Below are 22982 nucleotides of genomic sequence, written 5' to 3' on the forward strand. Positions count from 1 at the left end.
GCGCGTCCCGACGCGTAGTCGGTTCGACCGTCACCCGTTTTCCATCCTCGAGCGCGATCGGGCTCTAGTCGGTGAACTCCAGGCCGGATAACCCCTCTTGGGCGCGCGCGAAAGCGACTTCGTCGCCGCGCAGCCCGTCGGCCAACTCGCGGGTCGTCTCGACGAGACGGTCGGCGGTCCGGGGATCGATGTCGCCGTCGAGCATCCGTATCCGTTTGACGTGCTCGCCGAGCGTCTCGAGCGCGCTTCGCTCGTCGATCGTCAACTTCCGGTCGCGCTCGCGCTCCTCGATCCAGGTTCGGATGTCCCGCCGGTACTCACGAACCGCGTTCGCATACGCGAGCCCACGAGCCGTCCGCAGCGATCGCGGAATCTCGTCGGCCGGCGGCCGCTCACCGGTATCGGCGTCCCGCAGCAGTGAGAGGAAGTACAGTTCCTCGCGGTCCTCGAGCTCGAGGTCGATCCCGCGAGCCACGACATCGGATACGTGGAGCAGTTCCGTCGCGGCCAGGTAGGTATCGTCGAGGTCTCGAAGGGTACCGGCGTTGACGAATCCACGGCGACGGACGTACTCCCGACACCGTTCTCGGGCTCGTTCGGCGAGTTCTCCGGGGGAAGCGCCGTCGATGTCGCTACGTACTGGCGTCAGATCGAACGTAACCTGGAGATCGGTGTGTTCGGTGCGTTCGTCGACGCCGACGCTGCGGAGGCTCCCACAGCCGGGACAGTCGATGCTCCCGGTCTCGTAGTACGACCAACGGGTCCCACACTCCTTGCACTCGCGCTCGCCCCGGATCTTCATGGACGGTCGTAGGCGAGCGAATCAAAAAGAGCCCACGGAGTCCCGCGGCGTCGCTGGCCGCTCGGCGAGCCGCCGCCGTGCTACGCTACCGACCGTCGGGCGAACAGCCCCGCCACGGAGAGGCCGCCCACCCCGATCGTGAGCCAGTACGTACAGAGGCGGTAGACGAGCGCGATCGTCAACGCGGCGGCCGGATCGATGCCGGCCAGCGCCGTCAGTCCCGCGGTGACCATCACCTCGACGCTGCCGGTGCCACCCGGGGCCGGAACGACGGAACCGAGTTTGCCCAGCGCGACCACGAGAACGGCGATCGGAATCGCGACTTGGTACCCCAGGGCGACCGCGCCGATGTAGACGGGTAGCATCAGGAAACCCCATCCCGAGGTGAGCGGAGACGGTCGCGACCAGCAGCGTCTTTCTGTCGGCGGAGATCGTTTCGAGCGTCTCGTAGAGTCCGTCGAGTCGAACGCGTATCGTCTCGAGTGCCAGATACGCATCGAACCGATCGGTAACTCCCGAGCAGCCGCCGAAAGAGTCCGGCGGTGCCGAGGACGAACCGATACACGATCGACGGCCGACGTACCGTAACGAAGGCGAGCACAGCGAGGAGCGAAACGAGAGCGCCGAACGCGACGGGCTGGGTGGACAGGCCACTGACGAGGTTGTCGCCGGTTGCGATCATGCGATCACGCCGAACGCGAGAAAGCCGAACGTGTAGTAGGGGACGTAGTTCAAAAGATACGCGGAGAAAACGCTCGCGAGCCCGCTTCGAAAGCCATCTCCCCGCCCTCCGAAACGAGGGACGCCACGAACCCACGGTCAATTATTTTATCGACTTGACACTGGCTCGAGATCGGACATTTCCAGAGACAGGGCGACCGTTGGCGGCCGTGACGGTCCCGGCGAACGATCGATCACCACCAACGACTGTCACGAAGTGCTGTGCGGCGTCTAATGGGTGATTAACGTACGGCAGTTGCAGGCCACACGGAAACGAACGGAAACGTTCTATCCAGGTATATGTCCCATCAAAGACTTAATCGCCGCAAGTTCGTCGCCGCCGCAGGTACAGCGAGTGCGCTCGTTTTGGCCGGCTGTGCTGACGAAGACCCCGAAGATGATCCTGCGGAAGAAGACGACGATCCGATGGACGACGACGACGAGATGGACGACGAGATGGACGACGACGATACGATGGACGATGACGACGAAATGGACGAGGAAGAAGACGATGACGAGGACGAGGACGATACCTTCACGCTGACCGTTACGGTCGAAGACGAAGACGAAGAACCGGTGGAGGGGGCGACGGTCGAGCTCGATGAGGACGACGAGATGGACGACGAAGACGAGGATGACGATGCGATGGATGACGAAGACGACGAGATGGATGACGAAGACGACGAGATGGATGACGAAGACGAGGACGACGATGCGATGGACGACGAAGACGACGAGATGGACGACGAGGACGAAGACGACGAAGACTGGCCCCAGGAAGAAGAAACCGACGAGGACGGCGAGGTCGAGTTCGACGACCTCGAGGACGGCGACTACGTCGTCTCCGCCGAACACGAGGACGACGACGCCGAAGAGGAAGTCACTATCGACGGCGACGACGAGGAGGTTACCTTGACGCTTGGCGAAGACGAGGACGACGAGATGGACGACGACGCGATGGACGACGACGAAGACGACGAGAACGACGACGGCGTCTAAATTCGTCCAGCCGTTCGTACCGATCCCACCCGGGTCGTTCATCGGACGGCGAACCCACGTTTTCGTCCCCTGGAACGGCAGGTCAGTGACGACTCGAGTGTGCCAACCGACGCGGCCGTGTCCGCAGTCGTCGCTGCTACAACCCGAATACGGTCGGGCACCTCGAGCGAGAGCCGTCGCGACTGCTTTCGCTGGGGCTCACGGTCTTCGTCCGTCGCCACGGCCGACCGAACGACCCCCGCGTTACAAACCTTCAATGACGTCGCGGGCCAACACCTTCTCATGCGTGACGAAGACGAAATTCGCGAGCAGTACGAGTTTCTCAAAGAACACCTCGAAAGCGACGAAATGCGCCACGACGGGGTCGAAGAGATGTTCACGTACTACAAGCGGGCGCTGGGTTGGGTCCTCGAGGAGGAACATATCTGAGGACGATCCTGTTCCGTAGGAAACCTGTCACGAACTGCTCTGTGTCGTTACCTTTAAGTACAATCGGCGAAATCTTTCAGTTGACGCTTCGCTTGGAGGGCCGAAGCGTCAGCGGGGACCAATTCAGGGCGGCAAGCGATCGCGTGACACTTTTCCCGTCACGCGATCTGCTTTCCTGTTTACGTTGAACTGACCAGAAGTAGCTAGTGGTAGTTCGCTTTGCGTCTCAATCCGTACAGCGTCCCGATCGAGTTCGCTTCGGGTCGGACACCGAACCGGTGGTTCGAGCCCGCTCGTTTGTGCCCGACGTGTAATAATACGAACCTATATTTCGCGTACCGTAGACATGATCTCCGGGTTATGTGTGTCCAGGCCACGAATCAGTCACAGGCGTTATCATTCGGAGTTCCGCGATACATCCGCCGTCAATAGTTATTGGGCGAGTCAGATCAGCCGATCCCGATAGCCTTATTAAAATTCGACAGTAAATACGAGTGGTACTTTCCCAATGTACGACTTGACAGGATTCCAGCGTGACCTCCTCTACGTCATTGCCGGCGAGGAGGAGCCCCACGGACTGGCGATCAAAGAAGAACTCGAGGAGTACTACGAGAAAGAGATCCATCACGGGCGTCTCTATCCGAACCTCGACACCCTGGTCGACAAGGGTCTCGTCGAGAAAGGGCGGCGGGATCGACGAACCAACTTCTACACGCTCACTCGACGGGGCCAGCGCGAACTCGAGGCACGCCGCGACTGGGAAGCACAGTACGTCGACCTCTAACTCGGCCGTTGTTGGCCGGTCAACCGTCTTGGGACTGCGGCAGACCGCTTATATAGGGCCGAAGTAAATACTCGGGGGTGAACGAGGTCGCACTGCAACTCGTTGACGCCCCGCTCGAGGAGACGGTGGTCCGGATCGCCCTGGCGGGTGCTCTCGGGATGTTCCTGGGGCTGGAGCGGGAGTGGTCCCAGAAGTCCGCCGGGATCAGGACCTTCTCGCTGATCAGTCTGCTCGCGGCGGTGTTTACGATCCTCGTGCTCGAGACCGACATCGGCGAGGGGCTGTTGCTCCTGGGTGGACTACTCGTGATCGTCCAGGGTGTCCTCCTCGCCGTCAAGGGGCTGATCGACGACCAGGAGACCGGCCTCTCGCTGACGACCTCGGTTTCGATGCTGGTCGCGTACGGTGTTGGGGCGCTCGTCGCCGCGGAGTTCATCATCGAGGGCGTGACCGTCGCCGTGCTGTCTTCGTTGTTGCTCGTGCTCAAGCGTGAGCTTCACGAATTCGCCTGGGGGCTTTCCCGGGAGGAAATGCGTTCGACGACGGAGTTTGCCATCCTCGCGTTCGTCGTCTACCCGCTGTTGCCGGCCGAGTACCCACTCGATCTGGGCGCGACGACGGTCGACCTCGAGCCGCAAGTCATCTGGCTGATGGTCGTCGCGGTTGCGGGAATCGGGATCGTCAACTACGCGATCGTCTCGACCTACGGTGGCCGCGGGATCGCGATCACTGGCTTTTTCGGCGGACTCGCGTCGTCGACGGCCGTCGTCGGGACGATGCTGGACCACGTTCGGCAGCGACCCGATGCGGCCTCCTACGCCGTCGCAGCGATCCTGCTTGCCAACGCCGCGATGGCTGCCCGAAACCTCGCCATCGCCGTCGGGTTCACGATCGGCGGCGGTCGGGGGCTGCTGGTCGAGGCCGTGATCCCGCTCGGGGCCGTTATTCTGGTTGCGTTCGCTATCGCAGCAGTTACCGCCGACTGGAGCGAATCCGGGCCGATGGAACTCGAGAGTCCGTTCTCGATGAAAAACGCGCTAGCGTTCGGTGCGGTGTTCCTGGTCGTGCTCGTGTTCGGGTCCCTCTCCGAACAGTGGCTGGGGACGCTCGGGTTCTACGCCACCGCCGTCGCCAGCGGGTTCGTCTCGAGTGCGGGCGCGACGACGTCGGCGGTCGTCCTCTACCGTGGTGGGCAACTGGCTCCCGCGGAGGCAACGATCGGGATTCTGCTCGCGACGGTCTCGAGTATCGTCGTCAAGGCGATGCTGGCCGCGACATCGACGAACCGTGGCTTTCGAAAGCAGGTCGCGGCCTACAGTGTGTTGCTGTTGGTCGGCGGGGCTGTCGCTTCAGTGTTGGTGGTCGTCTGACCGCGTCCGGTTCGAATTCTTTTAATCCCCTAAAAGAATACAAACGTGTATGGATAGAGAGACGGTCGAACCGAACGTCGAGACCCTTCCGGACGAGCGCGCGAAAGAATGGGCCGAGTACCACCACGAGTTCGCGGCCCCGAGTACGTACGTCTACGAGTTCGTCTGGGACACGTCGGCCGACGCCGTCGGTCCGTTCTGTACCGACGTCGACGGAAACGTTCTCATGGACTTTACGAGCCACGTTGCCGCCGCCCCGCTCGGGTACAACAACCCGACTCTCCGCCGGAAACTCGAGGAGTTCGATCTCGTCGATCCCCTCAAGATCGCCGGCCAGGACTTCTACGTGAGCGCGGGTGGATCACCGTCCGATCCCGACCTCCCCGGCCCGAGCCAGTTGATGGAACGACTGGTCGACGCGACCGATCACTACGACATGGATCGCGTGTTCCTCTCGAACTCCGGGGCCGAGGCCGTCGAGAACGCGATCAAGGTCTGTTACGCCAACGGCGGCCGCCGCGGTTTCACCACCGACGGCGCGTTCCACGGTCGCACTCTCGGGGCGCTCTCGCTGAACCGGTCGAAGACCGTTCACCGCAAGGGGTTCCCCGAAGTCCCGGGCATCGTCAGCGTCCCGTACCCCTCCACCCAGGAGGAATACGAGACTCGCTGGTCGACCGACGGCCCCGGCGGGAACGTCGTCGCCGACAAACTGCATCCAAAACAGGGCGTCATCGATCCCGAGGAAGTCGCGTACATCATCCTCGAGCCGATCCAGGGAGAGGGGGGTTACCGACCTGCACACCCCGAGTTCGCCCGCGACCTCGAGCAACTCCGCCACGAGTACGACCTGCACGTGATCGCCGACGAGATCCAGGCCGGCGTGGGTCGCACCGGCGAGATGTGGGGTGTCGACCACCTCGATCTCACGCCCGACGTCATCACCGCGGCGAAAGGGATGCGCGTCGGTGCGACGATCTCCCGGTCCGACGTCTTCCCCGAGGAGAAAGGGAGACTCTCCTCGACCTGGGGTGCTGGCGACGTGATCGCGTCGATGCAGGGTGCGCTCACGCTCGATATCATTCAGGAGCAGAACTTGCTCGAGAACGCTCGAACGCGAGGCGAACAGCTCCGGAGTCGACTCGACGAGGGCGTCGAGGATCGGCCGGAACTGGTCGACGCTCGCGGGCGCGGCCTGATGCAGGCCGTCGAGTTCGACACCAAGGAGCGACGCGAAGCGGTCGTCGAAGCAGCCTTCGAACGCGGCCTGTTGCTACTCGGATGCGGCCACAAGACGCTGCGCCTGCTCCCGCCGCTCGACGTGACCGAGCGCGAGATCGATCTCGCCCTCGAGTTGCTGTTCGAGGCGATCGACGCGACCGACGGCTCCCAGTAGCACAGATCACACGCGCCATCGGTGGTGGGACGGACACTGGTACGTTCCGTGCCGTTTGCCGTGGCGGCATCGTCTAGTCGGCGCGATTTGGGAGCGACATGTGTGGCCAGCCCTGTTCGTTTCTCGCCTCCGTCTCGCTGTGTTCTGTTCACGGAGAGTGACGGCCACGAGATCGCAGGTCACAGTCACTACTTCGATCCCGCGGCTGTCGCTCGGTAGGCGGCGACAGCCACGAGCGCGGCACCGACGATAGGACGGTGATCGAGGCCCTGAGGACCTGCCACGAAATCCGCGACCGATACACGACCGGCGACGGGATGGACGAGACTGCCGCTCGAGCGGTCACGACTCCTCGTGGCGCATGCCGGTTGTCTCACGAGCGGTTCCGTCAGTGACGACGACACCGACGACTCGAGCACGGATTCGATACAGACTGGATCGATTGTAACCGCGGAACGATACGTCTCCCTCCGTGGGGAGTTCGTTTCCGAGGAGGATCGACCCGATAGCGAGCACGTGTACGACAGCGATGCCGACCGGTTCCAGGGGACCGAGCTGGCGACGTCCTCCTCGAGTGGCGAGCGATATCCCAAACGATCGAACCGACGGCCCCGGTGTGTCCACGATCGCCGAGGTGGACTCACTGCAGTCGGGCCACACGACGTACGTACAGCGGCTACCGAAGCGGCCTCCCACGCGGAACCAGTGCCACCGACGGATGCACTCTACACCGAGCACGACGGATTCGTGCTTCGAGTTCGGCTGCACGAACAGGGGACGAATCCGAGCAGTGCTGATCGACTCGAGAGCCCCTCCGGGACTCTGTCACTGCTTCCCCGTCAGCCTCGAGAAACCGACAGGCTACGGCTGGCCCATCCCGGTAGCCGACGTGTAGACGGCTACACAGCCACAGATAGCGAGGTGGGCCCAGTAGGTCGTTAGCCGGTAGAGGATCGGTCCCGCTGTCACGAGGGAGTAACCATAGCTTCGACTGAGATGTTACCACTCGACAGGAGGATGTCTGCTGTCGAATGTGGCATTGACGACGAGAGGAGGTCGAGATACAAACTCACGCGTATGACGTAGATTTAGCGTACTGACAGTGGGTTAGGGCTACCGACTCGAACTTGTCGGGGTACCCGTGCTCAATATTGTAATCGGCGTCATTCGTCGTTCCATTGTTCACACTCCGTTCGTACTTCGACGAACAAACCAATATATAATCCAAAAAATTAATTCTCTCTAATGTATTTTGGGTTAGTGGAAGCTATTTCCGGATGGACCAAATTCATTCAAATTCGGAAATATTGGGAAAATGCAATGTCAGGCCAATTGAAGAGAAGGTCCGTGCTGAAGAAAGGTGCAGCAACTACCCTGGTTGGAGCAGGCCTTTTGGCTTCGTCAGGAACAGCTGCGGCAAACAATGACTATACGATGACCATTGAAAACACAGGAAGCGCATCCGAGGACGTTGCGTTCTTTGTCGAACATGGTGGCTGTAGCAGCGGATCCTTCGGTATTATTGATGGAGAGACTATTGACTTTGATCCAGAGTTCGACGATGACGGAGATCTCAATGGAATTCAAGTTGATGGTCACCTCAGTGCCGGAGCAACGACAGTAATTGATCTCGAATGTTATGAGTACCCCACGGATGAGGCGTATGATGACGACGTAATTGACATTACGATTGAGACCTAAAAACTATAATCGATCTTCACCAGTAGTCTAAATCATCAATCGTATTCTCTAATCCATTTTTCAGACATACGCTTCACGGCTGGCCACAATTTGATTAATTATTTGGTATTGTGGCCAAAACTCAAGTCTCAGTCACAAAGCGGGAAAAGCATCTCTCACCCATCACTTTGTATTCGTAATTGACTGCAACGACCGTAGCAATAGAACACATACTGACAGAGAAAAAGAAGGGACCAACCCGTGGTAGGTGTCGAACAGACGAAATCAAAGCCACTGGCCACCGTCCAAACTCGTCTATTCTCACCTACCGCCTGTTCACCGGGTTCTACACAGAGTGTAGGTGAGAGCAACACAGCCACAGATAGCGAGGTGGGCCCAGTAGGTCGTTAGCCGGTAGAGGATCGCTCCCGCCGTCGCGACGCTCGCCGAGACGCCAGCCGTCGCGACGAGCAGGCTCGCGAGTACGACTTCGATCCCGCCGCTGCCACCGGGCAGGGGGACGACTCCGCCGAAGGAAGCCAGCGGCGCGCAGACGAGTACTAGCGCGAACGGGGCGTCCACACCGAGCGCGAGCAGCGCGAAGTACAGCGGCGCAGCGTTGAACAGCCAGCTGAGCACGGCGATCCCGAACGCGACCGCGAGCGTCCGCCGTGAGGCCTGGATCGCCTCGAGCGTTCCGAAGAAGCCGTCGATCCGAGCCGTAAGAAACCCCCGCCGATCCGCAAGCGGGGAGTACGGCACCGCACCGAGAACCGTTTCGCATTTCGACGCGAACTCGAGGCTCACGCGACGTGCGACGCCACGGTTGAACACGACGACCGCGCCGGCGACGACGGCACCGCCGCCTCCGACGACGGCGACCGCGGCGGAGACAGCGTCGACCGATCCGCCGGCGACGACGAACGTGGCGACCCCGAGGCCGGCGACGACGAGGCTCCCGACGACGTTGAACCCCTCGCCGGCGGCGACGGCCGCGAGGGTGTCCTCGAACTCCGACTCGGAGCGCGAGGACAGCAGGTACGCTATCACCGGCGTCCCGGTCGACCGACCCCACGGAAGGGCGCTGCGAGCGAAGTATCCAGCGAGATACGCGGTCACGAACGCCCGGCCTCGGGCACTGCCCGCGACTGGCGTGAGCAACCGACGGACAAGGGCGGCCCGAAGTGCGAGCATTCCGAGTCCCGCAGCGAGGGCAGCGGCGAGACCAGCGGGATGGGCCTCGCGGACGTTATCGACGACATCGTTCCAGCCGACGCCGTAGACGAGAAGGGAGACGACGGCGACCGCGACCGCGAGCCCGCCGATCGCCCGTCGCCAGCGCATAGGCTCCCGTTGGAACCACGGAGGCCTTAACGCCCGCCAACCGGAAAGGTTGGCCGATTACTCGTCGTCGTCGGGCGGTTTCGATCGCGTTCGACGACAGAAACGGGCGGCCCCTCGCGACATACACCTATCGGACGTGGTCGTCGAGAAACGCCGCGATTTCGGAGTAGGCCTCGATGCGGTTCTCGAGTTTCGAGAAGCCGTGGCCCTCGTCCTCGAAGATGAGCTTTCGGACCGGTACCCCCTGGTCGCGGGCCTGCTCGACGATCTGTTCGGCTTCGCCGACGGGCACGCGCGGGTCGTTCTCGCCGTGGAGGACGAAAAGCGGTGCCTCGATGTTCTCGATGTTGTTCGTCGGCGAGATGTCCTCCAAGAACTCCCGGTCGTCGGCGAGGCTTCCGTACTCCGCCTCGCGGAGTTCGCGCCGCCAGTCGCCGGTGTTCTCGAGGAACGTGACGAAGTTGGCGATGCCGACGACATCGATGCCGGCCGCCCAGAGGTCTGGGTACTCGGTCAGCGCGGCAAGTACCATAAAGCCGCCGTAAGAGCCGCCCTTGGCCGTAATTCGGTCGGGGTCGATCGCGGGGTGGTCCTGGAGCCACTCGACGCACGCTTCGATGTCCGCCACGGAGTCCATCCGCTTCTCGACGTCGTCCAAGGCGGCGTAGTCGGCACCGTAACCCGCGGAGCCGCGGACGTTCGGCTCGAAGTAGGCGTAGCCACGGTCGAGGAAGTACTGTTTGACACTCGAGAAGGAGGGGCGGCGCTGACTCTCGGGGCCGCCGTGGATGTCGACGATGACCGGCGTCTCACCCTCGTCGTGGTCGTCCGGCAGGGTCAGGAACCCGGGGACTGACAGCCCGTCGAAGCTCTCGACGTGGACGAGTTCGGACTCGTCGAACGTCTCCCGTGGGATTCCCGCGGTCGGCGCGCTGGTCCAGCGCTCGGCGTCGCCGGTCTCGACGTCGACCACGAAGACGTTCGTGTTGACGGTATCCCCGGTCGTCGACAGGGCGAACCGCTCCGCATCGGGAGCGAAGCTCACGCCGCCGGAGACCCCACCCGGCAGGTCCGGTTCGGGGAACGTCTCGAACGCCGTGGGATCGTCCCCGTCGAACTCGCCGACCGTCACCTCGGTGTAGCCTTCGACGTTTCGCGAGTAGACGAACCGGCCGGTCTCGTCGTCCAGTGCGATGCCGTCGACGTTCCACTCTCCGCCCTCGACGACGGTTTCGAGGTCGCCGCTCTCGAGGTCCAGGTACGCCAGATAGAGCGTGTCCGCGTCACCCTGATCGGTCACGAGGTAGACACCCTCGCCGTCGGGTGCCCAGCTGGCGCTTTGATAGCGAACGTCGCCCTCGTGGGGTGTGAGATGCTCGAGGTCGGGTTCGTCGGCCTCGAGGTCGAGCACGTAGAGGTCCTGATCGAAGTTCGAGTACGCTTGCGAGACCAGCAGCCGGGAGTCGTCCGGGCTCCAGCCCGACAGCGAGAGCCAGCCGTCGCCCTCGTAGACTACCTCCGCGTCGTCGCCTGTTTCGTCGCGGGCCTGCACGTAGAGGTCGAAGACCGCCTCGTCGCGGCGGTTGGACGCGAAGGCGAACCGGTCGCCGTCGTGGCTCCAGCCGCCCCAGCGGTGTTTGGCGTCGGGTTTTGCCGTCAGGTTCACGATCTCGCCGGTTTCGGCGTCGAGCCGGTAGAGCTGGGCCCGCTCGTTGCCGCCCTCGTCCATCCCGAAGACGAGTTCGGGCCGTTCGGGCGACCACGAGGCAAACGTCACTCGCTCCTCGTAGAACGTTCGTTGCTCGGGCCACTCACGGGGACCTGCGAGCGTCCAGACCTGGGACGTTCCGGTGGTATCCATCAGAAACGAGAGACGCTCCCCGTCGGGGCCGAACGACGCGCCGTACGCGCTGCGAACGTTGAGATACCGCTCGATGTCGTACGGACCCGCGTCGGGAGCGTCCTGTTCGTCGGTGTCGGACCGTGAACTCATACCCGGAGCCTATCGACTCCAAGAGGTAGTCGTTTGGGTTCCGGCCACCGGCTCGGTCGGGCCGGCGAGCGGACACCGCTCGGGGGGACGGCAGTATTTCGGCGGGTAGCGATCGCTTACAGCGGCGGTAGCCGTCCGGGCGCGGCCCGTCAGCGACCGAGACGCGCCTCGAGCGGGACTGGAGCCCTTGGCGTGGGAACCATTGGTGTGCTTAACAAAGCCCCCTCGTGGAGACGCTCGAGCCGAGACGCGATGGCAGATGCCACGGACCCGGGGGCACGCGAAGTCGGGACGGTGCTCGTGACGGTAGTACTCGTCTTGTTTGCGTTCGGCGCGACAGCGGCGGTCGTCGGCCCGGAGTTCGCGGGCGACAACGCCTCCACGTCGACCGACGAGAGCGTCGAGCCGATCGGGGAGGGAGTCGACGAGCCCGCGTCCGAACCAGTCGGGGAACGCGACGGGAGTGACGGTGGCTTCGACGAGCCCGACTTGGACTCGGACTCGGACTCGGACTCGGACTCGGAATCGGAATCGGACGATGACCCGTCCGAGGAGAGCAACGAGTCTGACGAGTCGAACGAAACTGCAGTCGACGAAGAAGAAGACACTGGCGACGCCGAAACAGCACCTGGCGACGATGTGGAAGGGGACGGCGAAGCGAGCGAGGGAGACGAGCCGGACGGCGGGGAGACCGAAGACGAAGACGAAGCCGGCGACGGAGACGGGGACGGCGACGGAGACGGGGACGGCGACGGCGACGGCGATGCCGACACCGAGGACAGTGAAGACGAAGACCAAGGCGAAGACGAAACCGACGAATCCGAGGACACCGACGACTCGGATACACCGGACACCGACGACGAGGAGGACCAAGCGGACAGTGTCTTCGACCAAATCGACTCCTTCGTCGACGAAGTCCTCGAGGAGACCCAGGACGACGACTGATCGAGCTACAGTCGTCCACGGACGATTAAGTTAGGGCCGGCGTTCACACCGTGGCGGCGTGGACACGGAGCGACGGGCCAGGAGTACCCACGTCTTGTTCGAAAGAAGTGACTTTTTATCCCGCCGCTACGTGCCGCAGCATATGCGCGTCGCCGTCGTCTCGCTGGAAACGGTCGATCACCGCGACACCGAGACGAATCGGCGACTCCGGACGATCCTCGAGCTGGTCCGGGACGCCGGCCACGAGGTTCACGTCTTCTGTGCACAGTTCTGGGACGGCGAACACCGGACCTTCGATCGCGACGACGTCACCTACCACGGGCTCGCACCCGACACCGAGGCCTGGCACTCATTCGTCGCACGGCTGCCGATCGCCATCGCGTCGCTCGGCCCAGACATCGTGCACGCCAGCGAGCGACCGCCGAGCCAGCTTCTCGCGGCGAGCTGGGGGGCGACCCTGGCTCGAGTCCCGTTTCTCCTCGAGTGGTACGGCGACGACGTACCCGAAAGCGACGGCTGGACCGACTGGACGACCCGGCGGGCTGACCGGCTCGTCGTCCCCTCGGAGCTCGTCGCCACTTGGGCGCGAGAACGCGGGGTCGACGGCGACGGGATCGAAGTCGTTCCGAACCCGATCGATATCGACCGCATTCGATCCACCGAGCCCGACGAGGAGGTCGACGTGATCTACGCTCGGCGGCTCGACGACGGAGCGAACCTGGAAAGTCTCCTGCTCGGACTGGCCGAACTCCGGGACCGGGACTGGTCCGCGACCGTGATCGGCGACGGCCCCCGACGCGAGGAGTACGAACGACTGGCGAGTGACCTCCGGATCGACGATCGGATCACGTTCGCAGGCGAGTGCTCGCTCGAGGAGCGCATCGCCGCCTACCGGGGCGCACACGTCTTCGCACAGACGGCCGAACACTGTGTCTTTCCGACGGAGATGCTACGGGCGCTCGCCGCCGGCTGTGTCGGGATCATCGAGTACCACGTCGATTCGAGTGCCCACGAACTCGTCGAAGGATGGGATCGTGGATTTCGGACGACCAGCGAGGAGGAACTGGCCGACGCCATCCTCGAGGCGGGCGACCTCGAGCGCCTGACGTTCGACGATCGGTTCGCCGACTACGACCGCGACGACGTCCGGGACCAGTATCTGACGACCTATCGCGCGTTGCAGGAGTCGTCGGGGCTGCTCTGACCGGCGATTCGGAGAGACACCTATATGTCGGTTCGCGAGAGCTACCGGATATGGGAGACGACGGCACTGACTGTGAGTTCTGTACGATCGCCGCCGGCGATCGCCCCGCACACGTGCTCTACGAGACCGAGGGATCGATCGCCTTTCTCGACGAGAACCCCGCCGTGACCGGCCACACGCTGGTCGTCCCTCGCGGACACGAGACGGATCTGCTGTCGTCGATGGACTCGCCCGGAGCCGACGTCTTCCGAGCAGTCCGGATCGTCGCCGTCGCACTCGAGGACGTGTTAGAGCCCGACGGGTTCAGCGTCTTTCACACGAGCGGCACCCTCGTCGGGACCGTCGACCACGCACACGTCCACCTGCTCCCGCGGTTCGAGGACGACGGCATCTCGCTGGCGCTGGCGCGCGAGCGACTTCGAGAAGCCGATGCCGAGCGGTTGGCGACGGCAGTTCGGGAGTCGGTCGACGGGGCGACCGGAGACGAGACCTAGTACGGAGCGCGAATGTCGCACGCGCTGTCCTCTCTCGAAGTGACCTCCTCCCCGTCGTTCACGACGGGGAGGTGCCACTCACCATACCTAGTCAGTAACGAACGAGTTCCCAGGCTGGTGAACTCCGTAGGGAGTGTCGAATACATGCTTTAGAGATCGAACTTCGACGCGGCAGTCTCCATATCCTTGTCACCGCGACCCGAGAGGTTCACGAGGATCGTCTCGTGGTCGTCCTCGTCCTCAGCCTCGCCCTCAGCCAACTGGATCGCCCGCGCGATGGCGTGGCTGGACTCGAGTGCCGGAACGATCCCTTCGGTTTCGCTCAGTTCCCGGAACGCGGCCAGTGCTTCCTCGTCCGTGATCCCCGTGTACTCGCACCGACCGACCGCACGGAACATGGCGTGTTCCGGGCCGACACCGGGGCAGTCCAGTCCCGCGGAGACGGAGTGGACGTCGACATCGTCGTCGAGTACCCGTGTTTTCATACCGTGGATGATGTCGTCCGTCCCGCTTGCGAGAGGTGCGGCGTGTTCGCTCGAGTCCGAGCCTTTCCCGCCACCTTCGGCTCCGTAGAACGCGACGTCGTCCTCACGGAACGCGTGGAAGAGCCCGATGGCGTTCGAGCCGCCGCCGACGCAGGCGACCGCCGCGTCCGGGAGGTTGCCGGTGTGCTCGCGGAACTGCTCGCGGGCTTCCTCGCCGATGACCGACTGGAAGTCCCGGACCATTCGCGGGAACGGATCGGGCCCGACGACGCTGCCGACGAGGTAGTGGGTGTTGTCGACGTTCTCGGCGAAGTCCTCGAGGGCGGCGTCGACGGCGTCGGCGAGCCCCTCGTCGCCGCGAGTGACCTCGTTGACTTCGGCTCCCAGCAGGCGCATCCGGAAGACGTTCATCTCCTGGCGAGCGACGTCTTTCGCGCCCATGTAAATCTCCGTCTCGAGGTCGAACAGCGCGCCGGCCATGGCGGTCGCAACACCGTGCTGTCCGGCCCCGGTCTCGGCGATGAGCCGGTCGCGGCCGGTGCGTTTCGCGAGCAGCGCCTGCCCGAGGACGTTGTTGATCTTGTGGGCACCGCCGTGGAGCAGGTCCTCGCGTTTGAGATAGATATCCGCGCCGTAGCGGTCGCTCAGGTTGTCCGCGTAGTACAACGGGGTCGGTCGACCGGCGAACGACTCGAGGTGCTCACGAAGGTCCGCCTGGAACTCGTCGGTCGTCGCGACCTCGTCGTAGGCAGCCGCCAGTTGCTCGAGGGGGCCCTCGAGCGGGGCCGGAACGTGACGCCCGCCGTATTCGTCGAACGTTCCGTCGTCGTGTACATCGTTGGACATACCTGACGTGTGGAGGGTAGCCGTAAAGTAAGTTCCGCGCTCGCGAGCGAGTGCAATGCCGGCCGGCGTCTTATCCGCCGAGCCGTGGTTCTGTAGTCCGCAGCAATGAGGATTTCACAGTTGCTCTCCGGCGACCGAGCCGTGCCGCCCGGTCTGCCGAACTTCGACTCGACGACGGTGTTCGTCAGAGCGGCCGCCAGCTACCTCCGTGGCGAACAGTTCCCCGCTCTCGGGCTGTTTCACCCTCGGTTGACGCCACTCGCGAAGCGGGTCAACCACCTGCCGAGGGGTCTCCGGACCGCGATCTACACCCGCGGCGGCGCGAACGAGGGGGTCCCGCCCGACGAGGTGGGCACGATCGACGTCGAGCGCTTTCGGGAGTGGGTCGTCGACCAGTACCCCACGCGCGGGTATCCGGCCGTCGTCGTCGGTTCGAGCAACGGCGCGGCCGTTCACCTCGCGGCGCTTCTGGGCGTCCCGTGGCTCCCACAGACGTTTCTCGTCCCCGTCCGTCGGGACCTCCACCCCGACGCGATCCGCGAGGACGTTCGCTGGGGTCGCGAGCACGCCCAGCCGTTCCTCGAGGAAAACCCCGATATCTCCCTCCACCAGATGCACGACCCGAACCAGGACCGACTCATGGTCCGGAAGCTCGCCTACTTCCGTGCGAAGTCACGGACGCTTGGGGACGCCTACACGGCGTTTCTCGAGACCGTCCTCGAGCCCGGTGGGACGCTCGTCACCCTCGACTGTGAGTACGACTGGCCGGCGATCGAGGTCGGCGACCGCCACAGCTTCCAGCTCGGCGGCCTGGGCGGACTCGAACCCGAGGAGTACTACGAGGGCAGCGACGACGTGGCGGCCTTCCTCGGGCGACAGGGCGCGGACGCCCGCGGGTGGGATGTCCCCGAGCCCGACGGCCGTATTCCCGAAGCCGAGTGGGGGTTCGAGCCGGCGCTTCGCGAGGACCTGGACCGGCTCGCGGCAGAACGCGGGTACGACCGGCGGCGACTTCGGTTCGACGACCCGCGGGAGCTGAGCCCGTTCGTGGCCGACTGCTTCCGCCGGCGGTACGCCGCCCGGGACCGACCCGTTGAACGGCTATTCGTCCAGTCGTTCGCGCTGGTCGAGCCCTGGTGGACGCTCCGAACCGGCTCGGTCCCTTACTGGGCGGCGTTCAACACCGAGTCGGACGTCGCCCACCTCGAGTCGTACCTCGAGACTACCGAGCCCTACGACGACATCCGGGCGAACCTCTTCGCCCACGGCATCGAATCGGCGGGGCTCGCGTCGGCCGACCGGTGGCGGGACGCCCTCGAGCACGCGCGGGACGGACACGGGTTCGTCGGCACCACTCCCGAGGAGTTCCCCTACGATGTCGAGAGTCACGTCCGCTATCACGCGGATATCCCGACGGAGATCGACGCGCGACACCCCCTCCCACCGTCGCTGGCGTTCGATCGGTTCGACGAGATCGCCACAGCCGAGACCGACGCGTACGCAGTCGACTGGGAAACGCCCGACGGTCGAGACGGGTAAGGTTCGAGGGCTACGGGCGAGCCGACGAGTTAGTGGCGAACGGTCGTTCGGTGTCTCCGGTCGCTCATCGAGCCCCATCGCCGTGGGCAGACGAGGCGTCGTCGGTCGCGAACGCGCTCGCCTCGAGCGGGCGGAACTCGTAGAAGGTGGCGGTAGCGATCCCGTAGCCGATCGTCGCCGCCGACATCTCACAGTCGAGGACCCCCTCGCGGGTGACCCGGAACCCGCCGTCGGTCCGACGGTGGTCGGCGTAGAACGGTGTCCTGTCGTCGAAGTGAAGCCGGAGCGCGCGGTCGGCGGTGATCGCCTCGACGGCCCGTTCGATTGGGCCGGTAGTGGGGCGGTCGGAGTCAGGGTCGTCGTCTTCGCGTCGTGCCAGGTGGCCGTCCGGTCACCGACGTACTCCAGGGCCTCGATCCGCTCGACGATCTTGCCCTCGAGGCAGTCCCCGCTCGCTTTCGGACTCTCGAGTTCGGAACTCCGGCTCACAGCGGCCCACCTCGCGCTTTCCGCACCTCTCGAGCACAGGCGGGACAGAGCCGCCGCGTCGCCGGGATCGACTCCTCGCACCGCTCACACTCGCCGGAGTCATCGGTGCGAGTCATCGACCGATCACTCCGTTGAGCCGGTCACGAAGCGATCGAAGCTTTCCTCGAAGCCGATGGCGGCGCGTCACCTTCCAGGAGTGATCGAACTCCACGTCGTCGTCTCGCAGCGGAAGCCGCGGACGACGGTGCCCCGCAGAACACTCGTCACGCTTCCAGCCGACCCATATATCACACTCCGGACAGAAACATGGCGATTCCGTCCGTGGACGCTCCTCGCGGCTCATCGGGAATCACCGCCTTCGCGACCAGTGTCCGGCTGTAGTGAGCGGGTACTCCTTGTTCTAGAACACAGGTTAATTATCAGAAACCTATTGACCAAGGAATAAGAAGAAATGATATGCAGAGACGAGCCCTCTTGGCGGTAGCTAGCGGTTCTCTCCTCGGTACGGCTGGTTGCATGTATCAAGACGACGAACCAGCAGAGCCGTTGTTGGATTCGGTTTCCGTTCGTAATCGACACAATGAGACACAAGAAATTGATGTGAGCGTCGTTGAGAGCGGAGAAACCCGTTTTTCCGAGACGTATACTGTTGATCCTGGATCGCAGATCCTCGAGGAATCCCCTGTCGGTAGTCCCGGCTGTTATCTCGTCAGAGTCGTCGCCACTGACGGTGAGCAGGAAATCGACACAACGGAACATATCGACGGTGATGAACGGTGTGTCTTCGTTCGCTTCGAAATCGGAAGCTCAGGAGGCTTCAGCCCACCGTCGATCATTTCCTATCAGGAATGCTGACTGAAAGGGACAGGTCAGCCCCTCTCGTTCCATAAATTGCTCAGTTCCGTTTGAGGGGTGTCCACCGTCGGCCCGAACCGCTCGCTCCTCGAGCGCGTCCCGCACGTCCTCGTCGCTCGCTTGGTGGGCTGGATGGGCTATGGGCGTTCGGCTTTCGACGTGGTAGAGGCGACTTGCGGGGACGAATTCAGTAGTCATTCTTCCACCTCCCCGCCGTCAGTGAGGATTGGCGGACGCCGTTCTGCACCGGTTCGCTGTAATCGGCGTGAGCACCAGGATTTGTGACCCGCTTCGGAATGTCCGTCGGTGAGTCGTGTACACCGTGCCTGGCACTCGGGACAGCGGAACTCCCGCTCTGCCGTGGGCTGTGGGCGCGATCGAACACGACGGCGAAGCTCGGCGCTGTCGACCTCGGCCAGCAACTCCTCGAGTCTCATCGCGACCACCCTGCGTTTGCGCGGCTAACCGCCCGACTACGCGGTCCCGAAAGTGGTCTCCACCTGGTATCCGATTTAGACCTCTCTTTCCGAAGGGGGGAATCCACTGATACGTGGAAGAAGAAAGCCTCTACTGAGGAACGAAGATTAGTTCCGAAGAAGGTTGATTTCGGATGGGCGCTGCAGGCTTGCGGACGCAAGGCGAACGAATCGACCTTTCGGCCTGTGAACCGCCCGAATTCGCTGGATGAGGATCGGTGGTTCTGGTCCCGGGGTCACGTAGACCTGAACCATGAGTCTGGAACCGATCGATCCCGAAACCGCACTGGATCTGTACCTGACCGACCGCGACACCGAGGTCACACAAGCAACACTGTACTCGCACAGCTCCCGGCTGAGTCACTTCGTGCGCTGGTGCAACCAGCAGGGTATCGACAACCTGAACGAGTTGACCGGCCGGAAGATGCAGGAATACCGGCTGTGGCGGCGCGAAGACGGCGACCTGTCGCCGGCGTCCGAGAAGACGCAGATGGATACCGTCCGGGTGTTCGTGAAGTACCTTGAGTCGATCGACGCCGTCGAGGAGGATCTCCATGTCAAGGTCCGGTCACCGCAGTTGACCGGGAAGGACAACGTCCGCGACGTGATGTTGGAGCAGGACCGGGCCGAGGAGATCCTGGACTACCTCGAGAAGTACGAGTACGCGTCCCGACCGCACGTCCTGTTGACGCTGCTGTGGCATACGATGATGCGCGTCGGAGCGGCCCATGCACTCGATGTGGACGACTACGATCCTGATGACCAGTTACTGGAGGTACACCATCGGCCCGATACGGGTACGCCGATCAAGAACCAAGCGAAGGGGGAGCGACTGGTTGCGGTCTCTGACGATGTCTGCTCATTGCTTGACGACTGGATTGCGACGCGTCGGCCCGAGGTGACCGATGAATACGGACGGAAGCCGTTACTGGCGACGCGGGAAGGACGTGCCCACAAAGGAACGCTACGCGGCGACTGCTACCAGTATACACGGCCCTGTATCGCGACAGGAAACTGTCCGCACGACCGTGACCAGGACACCTGTACCGCGCTTGACTACGAGCATGCGTACGACTGTCCCTCGAGTGTGAGTCCACACGCGCTGCGCCGTGGCGGGATCACGTACGCGTTGAATCAGGAGTGGCCAGCGAAAGCCGTCAGCAATCGGGCGAACGTGTCTGAGAGCGTGATCGACGAGCACTACGACCGCCGCACAAAACGCGAGAAGATGGAACAGCGGCGTCAGTACCTCGAGAATATCTGACGCCCGGACACCATCGGCACGCCTCTAGTGAATAGCGAGGAACGTGTCGTGGCACGGGCCACGTATCCGGGACGCCCGTCTATTTGGCCGGTATGATGGGACAAGATGACGATCCGGTAGAAGCGGAGCTCGAGGAACTACAGGATCTGATGGAGTACGTGGGGGAGGATGAGGCGCGGATTGAGCAGGTGTTACGGGTGGCGGCGGTTAACCGCGGGTTCTACAATGACATTCGGGAACTCTACGAGCAGCGGAAGCGGGCGGAGCGACCGGTGCGGCCGGACGAGTTCTACCCGTATGACGATGTGAGCGGGCCGTTCTATCTGGGTGAGACCCCCAACGGGGAGGTGGTTGGCCTGACGCCTGAACAGGTCAACGAGCACCTGTTGATCGTCGGCCGGACGGGTGCCGGCAAGACGACCATGTTCTACAACCTGATGGAGGAGTGCACTACGTGGGACCTGCCGTTCATGGTGTTCGACTTCAAGAACGACTACCGGCATCTTGCGACCGAGCAGGATCTCCTGGTGATCAACTGGCGTGACCTCAAATTCAATCCGCTCCAACCGCCGCCGGGCGTGCAGCCGGCGAAATGGGGTGAGGTCATCGCGGATACGTTTGCCCACACAACGGACCTGTTGATCGGGTCCGAGAGCTATTTTCTCGAGAAGCTCCGCGACCTGTATGCGCTGTACGACCTCACAGAGGCAGCCGATAGACCACGGTACCCGTCCGTCTTCGAGTTGAAGGCGCTCGTGGCGGCGGACGAGATCCCGAAGGCGTCCCCGCGGTATCGGTATAAGGAGCGGGTCTGGTCCCGGCTGTCGATGATGACCGGGTTCTCCGCGGAGATCTTCGACTGTAGCCGGGGCTACCCGCTTGAGGATCTGTTGGAGCGGAACGTCGTGTTCGAACTGAAGGAGCCGAACCAGCACGTGGCGAACTTCGTGGTTGAGGCGATCCTGACGTGGCTGTACTACTATCGGGACGCGCAGGGGCAGCGCCAAGGACTGCGGCACGTCGTTATGTTTGATGAGGCCAAGCGGGTGTTCGACGTCAACCGGGAGCGCCAGCCGGAGTCCGGGTTCCCGCCAATTGACGATCTCATGGGGAAGGTCCGGGAGTTCGGCGAGGCCTTGATCATTGCGGATCACGAGCCTTCCAAGCTGACGGATTCGGTCAAGGCGAACACGAACGCGAAACTGTGGCTGTCGCTGGGCAGCGGCAAAGACACCGCGGAAATGGCGCGGACATTTGGACTTGATTCCGAGGAGACGGATTTCACCCGGACACTGGAGAAAGGGGAGGCCGTCCTGAAGCTGGCGGACCGCGATCCGGTTCCCCTCCAGCTTCCAGGGTATCCGTTGGAGAAGACGATGACCGAGGCCGATATCCGGCAGCGGATGCAGCCCGAACTGGATCCGTTTTCATATGCGGAGCGGGTGCGGCCGGACCCGTTCCTAGTCGCGATCGGCGAGCAACCGGAGGACGACCAAGAGGAGGACGAGCCCGTGGGGGAGGTGGCCGAAGCCCTGTTGGCGAGTGTGGCCGAAGAGCCGTTCCTCTCGTTGTCGGAGCGGTATGAGACGATCGACGTGGTGGCGCGACAGGGGAACGCGGCCAAGCAGGAGTTGCTGACGCTGGGACTCATCCAGGAGAGCGAAGTCCGAACCGGGACGCCGGGACGAAATCCGAAGCTGTTGGAGCTCACGGACGCGGGCCGGCAGGCTTTAGAGGACCGCGGATACGACGTGGCAGATACCGGACGGCGCGGGATCGAGCACCGGTACTGGCAGCAACAGATCAAGGAGGCCTTCGAGACGCAGGGCTTCGATGCAGAGATCGAGTTCGCTGTCGACCAACGCCGGATCGACGTCTATGCGGTACGGGGTGATGAGACGGTTGCCGTCGAGGTGGCCCGGAGTCCGGAACACGAACTGACGAATATCGTGAAATGCTTAGAGTACGATGTGGACCGGGTCGAAGTCGCGTACCTTGACACCAGTGTCAGGGACAGGATAGAAACGGCAGTCCGCGAGGAGTTCGGTGAGATCCCTGCACGGGTGATATTTGTGCCGGTTTCAGAGTATGCGTAGCTGACACACCAGGGGGTTTTGGCGGGTCCGCTGAATTCTCCAGGCGGTGGAAACAATCCTCTTCTCTCCTCACGGTCCTTCGACGAGAGAGCGGAGGAAATCAGCCGAGAGATTGTTTCGGATTATCTACGATCTCTATATTGACCCACACTATTTTTCCGCCCTTTGAGGGAGTCAGAGAGACTTATAGAGCCTATCGAACCCTCTCATGATTCTGTCGCTGACGAATAAAAGAGATGGATGGATGAATGGAGAAAATAGGGAGGAAAAGAAGGAGAAGAATGAGTAAGAGAGGTGAGAAAAAGAGGTGAGGAGTGGGTGGAGGTGTGGCCGATCGGACGGTGGGTGGCGATCGGCCGGGGCGAGCGAGGGACAGTGTTTCCTGCTCGAGAGGTCGGAGGAGACAGTGGTGTCCTCAAGGAGACGAGTGGCGTGGCGGGGAGTCGGCAGCGAGGCGGTGCCGATCCCTGAGGCGGTGGGACCAGGGTGATGCTGGTGGTGCATCACCGCGGTCCTGACAGACGGGGATGTTGACCGAGACGGAGGGAGAGGAAGATGCGTGTGCTCGAGGGGCGCGGGACAGGTAACGAGGGGACCCCGCGGAGCAGGGTTGATGAGATGTTGTGTGCGTGGTTCGGTGGGCTGGGTGGTCCGCAGCGGGGGGCGGACGGGAGACCGGGCCGGGGAGGGGCTGGTGGCGCTGCAGCGTGGGGGTGCGGCCAGCGGTCCGGGGCCTCGGCAGGGGGCGAACCCGCGTTCCATGGTGTGGCTC

The 22982-nt window shown here is 63.1% G+C and carries 20 protein-coding genes; 13 read left to right on the plus strand and 7 right to left on the minus strand.

What is annotated here, in order from left to right:
- Positions 1-64: 64 nt before the first annotated feature.
- Positions 65-802: a DUF7117 family protein gene (locus tag C446_RS04395; protein ID WP_006671861.1), complete on the minus strand. Its 738-nt coding sequence runs from the start codon at positions 800-802 to the stop codon at positions 65-67.
- 80 nt (positions 803-882) lie between these two features.
- Positions 883-1299, minus strand: coding sequence for a lysylphosphatidylglycerol synthase transmembrane domain-containing protein (locus C446_RS20205; protein WP_083861064.1), 417 nt, complete (start codon positions 1297-1299; stop codon positions 883-885).
- 523 nt (positions 1300-1822) lie between these two features.
- On the opposite strand from C446_RS20205, the gene C446_RS04410 reads away from it, so the two are divergent.
- Positions 1823-2521 carry a hypothetical protein gene (locus C446_RS04410; RefSeq protein ID WP_049920028.1) on the plus strand — a complete coding sequence of 233 codons (699 nt, stop codon included), beginning with the start codon at positions 1823-1825 and terminating at the stop codon, positions 2519-2521.
- Between the two features lie 38 nt (positions 2522-2559).
- Here C446_RS04410 and C446_RS18530 read toward each other — a convergent pair whose 3' ends face one another.
- Positions 2560-2742, minus strand: a complete 183-nt coding sequence (locus C446_RS18530; protein ID WP_152419367.1) for a hypothetical protein — start codon at positions 2740-2742, stop codon at positions 2560-2562.
- A 61-nt stretch (positions 2743-2803) separates the two neighbouring features.
- Here C446_RS18530 and C446_RS19245 point away from each other — a divergent pair, with 61 nt between their 5' ends.
- From C446_RS19245 to C446_RS18535, 5 genes are all read left to right on the plus strand, one after another.
- On the plus strand, positions 2804-2950 hold the full coding sequence (locus C446_RS19245) for a hypothetical protein (RefSeq protein ID WP_006671865.1): 147 nt from the start codon (positions 2804-2806) through the stop codon (positions 2948-2950).
- Positions 2951-3458: 508 nt separating this feature from the next.
- The gene (locus tag C446_RS04415) at positions 3459-3734 is read left to right on the plus strand and encodes a PadR family transcriptional regulator (RefSeq protein WP_006671866.1); all 276 of its coding nucleotides are present in this window, start codon (positions 3459-3461) and stop codon (positions 3732-3734) included.
- A 77-nt stretch (positions 3735-3811) separates the two neighbouring features.
- The gene (locus C446_RS04420; RefSeq protein ID WP_006671867.1) at positions 3812-5104 is read left to right on the plus strand and encodes an MgtC/SapB family protein; all 1293 of its coding nucleotides are present in this window, start codon (positions 3812-3814) and stop codon (positions 5102-5104) included.
- Between the two features lie 49 nt (positions 5105-5153).
- Positions 5154-6500, plus strand: a complete 1347-nt coding sequence (locus tag C446_RS04425) for an aminotransferase class III-fold pyridoxal phosphate-dependent enzyme (RefSeq protein ID WP_006671868.1) — start codon at positions 5154-5156, stop codon at positions 6498-6500.
- A 1260-nt stretch (positions 6501-7760) separates the two neighbouring features.
- A complete protein-coding gene (locus tag C446_RS18535) occupies positions 7761-8201 on the plus strand; it encodes a hypothetical protein (protein WP_152419368.1) in 441 nt (146 codons plus the stop codon).
- A gap of 315 nt (positions 8202-8516) precedes the next feature.
- On the opposite strand, the gene C446_RS04440 is transcribed toward C446_RS18535, so the two are convergent.
- Positions 8517-9524 carry a lysylphosphatidylglycerol synthase transmembrane domain-containing protein gene (locus tag C446_RS04440; protein ID WP_006671870.1) on the minus strand — a complete coding sequence of 336 codons (1008 nt, stop codon included), beginning with the start codon at positions 9522-9524 and terminating at the stop codon, positions 8517-8519.
- Positions 9525-9651: 127 nt separating this feature from the next.
- On the minus strand, positions 9652-11517 hold the full coding sequence (locus C446_RS04445; protein WP_006671871.1) for a S9 family peptidase: 1866 nt from the start codon (positions 11515-11517) through the stop codon (positions 9652-9654).
- Positions 11518-11769: 252 nt separating this feature from the next.
- Here C446_RS04445 and C446_RS04450 point away from each other — a divergent pair, with 252 nt between their 5' ends.
- The 3 genes from C446_RS04450 to C446_RS04460 all read left to right on the plus strand — a co-directional run bounded on the left by C446_RS04450 (position 11770) and on the right by C446_RS04460 (position 14160).
- Positions 11770-12462 (plus strand): hypothetical protein, encoded by a 693-nt coding sequence (locus C446_RS04450; RefSeq protein WP_006671872.1) that lies wholly within the window; start codon positions 11770-11772, stop codon positions 12460-12462.
- A 142-nt stretch (positions 12463-12604) separates the two neighbouring features.
- Positions 12605-13666, plus strand: a complete 1062-nt coding sequence (locus tag C446_RS04455) for a glycosyltransferase (protein WP_006671873.1) — start codon at positions 12605-12607, stop codon at positions 13664-13666.
- 50 nt (positions 13667-13716) lie between these two features.
- Positions 13717-14160 (plus strand): HIT family protein, encoded by a 444-nt coding sequence (locus tag C446_RS04460; protein ID WP_006671874.1) that lies wholly within the window; start codon positions 13717-13719, stop codon positions 14158-14160.
- Between the two features lie 149 nt (positions 14161-14309).
- On the opposite strand, the gene trpB is transcribed toward C446_RS04460, so the two are convergent.
- Entirely contained in the window at positions 14310-15491 is a 1182-nt protein-coding gene (gene trpB / locus C446_RS04465) for a tryptophan synthase subunit beta (RefSeq protein WP_006671875.1), read from the minus strand.
- 105 nt (positions 15492-15596) lie between these two features.
- Between trpB and C446_RS04470 the strand changes: the two genes are divergently transcribed.
- Entirely contained in the window at positions 15597-17030 is a 1434-nt protein-coding gene (locus C446_RS04470; RefSeq protein WP_006671876.1) for a hypothetical protein, read from the plus strand.
- Between the two features lie 64 nt (positions 17031-17094).
- Here C446_RS04470 and C446_RS20210 read toward each other — a convergent pair whose 3' ends face one another.
- Positions 17095-17217: a hypothetical protein gene (locus tag C446_RS20210; RefSeq protein ID WP_275039900.1), complete on the minus strand. Its 123-nt coding sequence runs from the start codon at positions 17215-17217 to the stop codon at positions 17095-17097.
- An 818-nt stretch (positions 17218-18035) separates the two neighbouring features.
- On the opposite strand from C446_RS20210, the gene C446_RS17815 reads away from it, so the two are divergent.
- From C446_RS17815 to C446_RS04485, 3 genes are all read left to right on the plus strand, one after another.
- The gene (locus C446_RS17815; RefSeq protein ID WP_239639455.1) at positions 18036-18374 is read left to right on the plus strand and encodes a hypothetical protein; all 339 of its coding nucleotides are present in this window, start codon (positions 18036-18038) and stop codon (positions 18372-18374) included.
- 729 nt (positions 18375-19103) lie between these two features.
- Complete coding sequence (locus C446_RS04480) at positions 19104-20114, plus strand: tyrosine-type recombinase/integrase (RefSeq protein WP_006671878.1); 1011 nt, start codon at positions 19104-19106, stop codon at positions 20112-20114.
- 92 nt (positions 20115-20206) lie between these two features.
- Positions 20207-22210, plus strand: coding sequence for an ATP-binding protein (locus C446_RS04485; protein ID WP_006671879.1), 2004 nt, complete (start codon positions 20207-20209; stop codon positions 22208-22210).
- Positions 22211-22982: the final 772 nt, after the last annotated feature.

Source organism: Halobiforma nitratireducens JCM 10879 (assembly GCF_000337895.1).
Taxonomy (GTDB): domain Archaea; phylum Halobacteriota; class Halobacteria; order Halobacteriales; family Natrialbaceae; genus Natronobacterium; species Natronobacterium nitratireducens.

Coding starts and splice junctions, on each gene's coding strand:
- C446_RS04480 (WP_006671878.1), top strand. CDS start 19,104: ATGAGTCTGGAACCGATCGATCCCGAAACCGCACTGGATCTGTACCTG.
- C446_RS19245 (WP_006671865.1), top strand. CDS start 2,804: ATGCGTGACGAAGACGAAATTCGCGAGCAGTACGAGTTTCTCAAAGAA.
- C446_RS04470 (WP_006671876.1), top strand. CDS start 15,597: ATGAGGATTTCACAGTTGCTCTCCGGCGACCGAGCCGTGCCGCCCGGT.
- C446_RS04410 (WP_049920028.1), top strand. CDS start 1,823: ATGTCCCATCAAAGACTTAATCGCCGCAAGTTCGTCGCCGCCGCAGGT.
- C446_RS04460 (WP_006671874.1), top strand. CDS start 13,717: ATGGGAGACGACGGCACTGACTGTGAGTTCTGTACGATCGCCGCCGGC.
- C446_RS20205 (WP_083861064.1), bottom strand. CDS start 1,299: ATGCGTATCTGGCACTCGAGACGATACGCGTTCGACTCGACGGACTCT.
- C446_RS04485 (WP_006671879.1), top strand. CDS start 20,207: ATGATGGGACAAGATGACGATCCGGTAGAAGCGGAGCTCGAGGAACTA.
- C446_RS04425 (WP_006671868.1), top strand. CDS start 5,154: ATGGATAGAGAGACGGTCGAACCGAACGTCGAGACCCTTCCGGACGAG.
- C446_RS04445 (WP_006671871.1), bottom strand. CDS start 11,517: ATGAGTTCACGGTCCGACACCGACGAACAGGACGCTCCCGACGCGGGT.
- C446_RS20210 (WP_275039900.1), bottom strand. CDS start 17,217: ATGTCGGCGGCGACGATCGGCTACGGGATCGCTACCGCCACCTTCTAC.
- C446_RS04455 (WP_006671873.1), top strand. CDS start 12,605: ATGCGCGTCGCCGTCGTCTCGCTGGAAACGGTCGATCACCGCGACACC.
- C446_RS04450 (WP_006671872.1), top strand. CDS start 11,770: ATGGCAGATGCCACGGACCCGGGGGCACGCGAAGTCGGGACGGTGCTC.
- C446_RS04440 (WP_006671870.1), bottom strand. CDS start 9,524: ATGCGCTGGCGACGGGCGATCGGCGGGCTCGCGGTCGCGGTCGCCGTC.
- trpB (WP_006671875.1), bottom strand. CDS start 15,491: ATGTCCAACGATGTACACGACGACGGAACGTTCGACGAATACGGCGGG.
- C446_RS04395 (WP_006671861.1), bottom strand. CDS start 802: ATGAAGATCCGGGGCGAGCGCGAGTGCAAGGAGTGTGGGACCCGTTGG.
- C446_RS04415 (WP_006671866.1), top strand. CDS start 3,459: ATGTACGACTTGACAGGATTCCAGCGTGACCTCCTCTACGTCATTGCC.
- C446_RS17815 (WP_239639455.1), top strand. CDS start 18,036: ATGTATCAAGACGACGAACCAGCAGAGCCGTTGTTGGATTCGGTTTCC.